This window comes from Paraburkholderia sp. (genome assembly GCF_049581445.1).
GTDB lineage: Bacteria > Pseudomonadota > Gammaproteobacteria > Burkholderiales > Burkholderiaceae > Paraburkholderia.
In genome coordinates this window covers 1-3,485 of record NZ_JBAURZ010000387.1, presented here as the reverse complement: position 1 = coordinate 3,485, position 3,485 = coordinate 1, and the positions used below count along the sequence as shown (strand labels likewise).

5 protein-coding genes are annotated in these 3,485 nt (G+C 60.9%); 4 read left to right on the top strand and 1 reads right to left on the bottom strand.

All coding sequences use genetic code 11. The features are described from left to right. A partial coding sequence (locus WCA85_RS33515; RefSeq protein ID WP_424069773.1) for a response regulator occupies positions 1 to 349 on the bottom strand: 349 nt, incomplete at its 3' end. A 232-nt stretch (positions 350 to 581) separates the two neighbouring features. Between WCA85_RS33515 and recA the strand changes: the two genes are divergently transcribed. The 4 genes from recA to WCA85_RS33495 form a co-directional block, all read left to right on the top strand. Next, positions 582 to 1,658, top strand: coding sequence for a recombinase RecA (gene recA, locus WCA85_RS33510; protein ID WP_424069771.1), 1,077 nt, complete (start codon positions 582 to 584; stop codon positions 1,656 to 1,658). 7 nt (positions 1,659 to 1,665) lie between these two features. Then, positions 1,666 to 2,394 (top strand): recombination regulator RecX, encoded by a 729-nt coding sequence (recX, locus tag WCA85_RS33505; protein ID WP_424069769.1) that lies wholly within the window; start codon positions 1,666 to 1,668, stop codon positions 2,392 to 2,394. Between the two features lie 247 nt (positions 2,395 to 2,641). Next, positions 2,642 to 3,385: a DUF2889 domain-containing protein gene (locus tag WCA85_RS33500; RefSeq protein ID WP_424069777.1), complete on the top strand. Its 744-nt coding sequence runs from the start codon at positions 2,642 to 2,644 to the stop codon at positions 3,383 to 3,385. After that, a partial coding sequence (locus WCA85_RS33495) for an ATP-grasp domain-containing protein (RefSeq protein ID WP_424069775.1) occupies positions 3,382 to 3,485 on the top strand: 104 nt, incomplete at its 3' end. The genes WCA85_RS33500 and WCA85_RS33495, both read left to right, overlap by 4 nt.

Sequence of the window (3,485 nt, the reverse complement as noted above, 5' to 3'; positions counted from 1 at the left end):
GGGTGAGGGCGCGCACGCGCGCCTCCAGTTCATTGAGGGCGAACGGCTTGGCCATGTAGTCGTCGGCGCCGAGGTCGAGACCTTTGACGCGTTCGTCGACGCTGTCGGCGGCCGTCAGGATCAACACCGGCAGGTTCGAATTGCGCGCGCGCAGGCGCCGCAGCACCTCGAGTCCGGACATGCGCGGCAGGCCGAGATCGAGAATCAGCAGGTCGAAGGTTTGTACTGAAAGGGCGGTATCGGCCTCGACACCGTTCTTCACATGATCGACGGCGTATGCCGATTGGCGGAGTGATCGGACCAGACCGTCCGCGAGTATGCTGTCATCTTCGGCAATGAGAATTCGCATGATGCGCCAGCCTGGCCTTGCCGGCACCGTAGTAAAGCTCGGCGCGCAGCGGTCTCCAAAGAATCTTGTGGGTAGTTTTGCGCAGCGGTTTCGCACATTAAGGCATTCAAGTGCGAATCGTGCTTGCCAAAACTACTGTTTTTTTATACAGTGTCTGCGTTTGGTGTGCTGTCCGTGATGAATGGGCTGCACTTCTGCGTCAGACGCCGTTCATCATAGCAAAGGACGATTCATGGAAGAAAGCAAGAAAGGCCCGGCTGGACTGACTGCTGAAAAGAGCAAGGCGCTCGCTGCCGCGCTCGCGCAGATCGAAAAACAGTTCGGCAAAGGGTCGGTCATGCGGCTCGGCGCGGGTGAGGCAATCGAAGATATCCAGGTGGTCTCTACGGGATCGCTGGGACTCGACATCGCACTGGGCGTCGGCGGTTTGCCGCGTGGTCGTGTAGTCGAAATCTACGGGCCGGAATCGTCGGGTAAAACCACGTTGACGCTGCAGGTCGTCGCCGAAATGCAAAAACTCGGCGGCACGGCAGCGTTTATCGACGCAGAACACGCGCTGGACATTCAGTACGCGGGCAAGCTTGGCGTGAACGTGTCGGAGTTGCTGGTTTCGCAGCCGGACACGGGCGAACAGGCACTTGAGATCGCTGACGCGCTGGTGCGCTCAGGCTCGATCGACATGATCGTGATCGACTCGGTCGCGGCACTCGTGCCGAAGGCGGAAATCGAAGGCGAAATGGGCGACTCGCTGCCGGGTCTGCAAGCGCGTCTGATGTCGCAGGCGCTGCGCAAGCTCACCGGCACGATCAAGCGCACCAACTGCCTCGTCATCTTCATCAACCAGATCCGTATGAAGATCGGCGTGATGTTCGGCAACCCGGAAACCACCACCGGTGGCAATGCGCTGAAGTTCTATGCGTCGGTGCGCCTGGACATTCGCCGTATCGGTTCGATCAAGAAGAACGACGAAGTGATCGGCAACGAAACGCGGGTGAAGGTCGTCAAGAACAAGGTGGCGCCGCCGTTCCGCGAGGCGATTTTCGACATTCTGTACGGCGAAGGTATTTCGCGTCAGGGTGAAGTGATCGACCTGGGCGTGTCGGCAAAGATCGTCGACAAGGCGGGTGCCTGGTACAGCTACAACGGTGAGCGGATTGGTCAGGGTAAAGACAACGCACGCGAATTTCTGCGTGAAAATCCCGAGATCGCGCGCGAAATCGAAAACCGCATTCGCGAATCGCTGGGCGTGAACGCCATGGCGGAAGCGGCTGTCGGCGCGGGCGCTGAAGTCGCGGGCGAAGAGGAGTAAGCGTCGCGTGATACGCAAGGGCCGGCCTGTATCTCATGCAGAACGTGATGCGGGCGGCCCGCGTGACGGTGGTGACGGTGGTCATGACGACCCGTCCGATCCGTTTGAATCTTTCGATGCGCATGACCGGGCCTCTGGGCGTGCGCAGTCTTCAGGGCGTGTTTCCAGCACGACCTCTTCAGATGCGGCGGCCAGTTTCCCCGCCGAAACTACCTACACCCGCTCACGCCGTGCACCGGGCGAATCCCCCGCAGAGAAAGACCGCGCGGACAAATCTCAACGTCCGGTTCGTTCACTGAAAGGCCGAGCGCTTGGCTATCTATCCCGCCGCGAATACAGCCGGGCAGAACTCTCGCGCAAGCTGATGCCGTTCGTCGAAGAGGGCGACTCCCTGGAAGGCCTGCTCGACGCGCTAGAAAGCGAGGGCTGGTTGTCCGACTCGCGCTTCGCGGAGAGCTTGATCCATCGCCGTGCATCGCGCCTCGGCTCTAACCGGATAGTGGGTGAGCTTAAGCGCCACGCGGTAGGTCAGACGTTGATTGAGGAGGCGAGCGCCCAGTTGCGTGAGACCGAACTCGCGCGCGCCCAAGCCGTCTGGACCAAAAAATACGGTCAATTGCCGGAAACACCGGCCGAGCGCGCTCGTCAGGCGCGCTTTCTCGCTGCGCGGGGCTTTTCCGGTGCAACGATCAGCAAGATTCTCAAGGGCCTCGACGAGGATTGGGCTGGCGAGTGAACGCGCTGCGGTGAACCCGCTGCGGAGAGCCTGTCGCGGACCCCACGTGCATTTCGCTGTGAACCTGCTGCGGACCTACGATAAGCCCCGGCCGCAAACCCCCTCGCAAACCCTCCATTCCTTGCTGCATGCCGTCTCAAAGTCCCGCCGGGCCGCACTGCCTTGGTGCCATGCACAAGCCAGGCTGTCTCAAATACCCGGTATGCTAAAATCTAGGGGTTTTCCCAATTCGGCCTTTTCCTTCCGCATGCCGCTCTCCCCGCCAGTGTCCCGTCAGTTGCGCCACGTCCGCGCAATCCGAGCGGAAGCATATGAGCGTGCCGACGGCCTGTGGGACATAGAGGCGTGTCTAACCGACCAAAAGCCACGCGATGTGGCGCTTGCGTCGGGCGTCCGGCCAAACGGTCAGCCGATCCATGAACTCTGGCTCCGCATCACGATCGATCGCAAGCTCAACGTTGTCGACGCGCAAGCGTCGTCCGACTGGGTGCCCTATCCTGGTCAATGCGAAGCCACGAATCCCGCCTACCGGGCTCTTATCGGGCTCAATCTGTTCAACAATTTTCGTCGCGAAGCCGCCCGTTTGCTGGGAGGCACGGCAGGTTGCACGCATCTCACCGAGTTGTGCGCTTTCCTTCCTACGGCCGCCATCCAGGCGTTCGCCGGTGAAGTGTGGAACACTAATGACGGTAAGCCGCCGCATGAAGCGGCCTCAGGGGACGGTTCACCCAAAGCCTCAGACGAACACTCAAACGACAAGCCGCCATTCCAGTTGGGTCGCTGCCACGCGCTGCGCTTCGACGGCGAGGCGGTGCGACAGTTTTATCCGCGCTGGTATGGCCACGCGCCGCGTTCAGCGGAGCGTGCGGATGCAGCAAGCGAACAAACACGCCCCGCAGCCGGTCACGGCAGCGGCGGCACGTCCCGTTTGAACGACAGCAGCGGAAACGAAGTTCAATCCAACTCTCAGACTGAAGGGAATCACGCATGAAGATTCACGAGTACCAGGGTAAGGAAATCCTGCGGAAATTCGGCGTCGCGGTACCGCGCGGCAAGCCGGTCTTCTCGGTGGATGATGCGGTCAAGGCCGC

Bases quoted from the DNA above. Each gene is read 5' to 3' on its own strand.
- recA (WP_424069771.1), top strand. From the start codon at position 582: ATGGAAGAAAGCAAGAAAGGCCCGGCTGGACTGACTGCTGAAAAGAGC.
- WCA85_RS33500 (WP_424069777.1), top strand. From the start codon at position 2,642: ATGCCGCTCTCCCCGCCAGTGTCCCGTCAGTTGCGCCACGTCCGCGCA.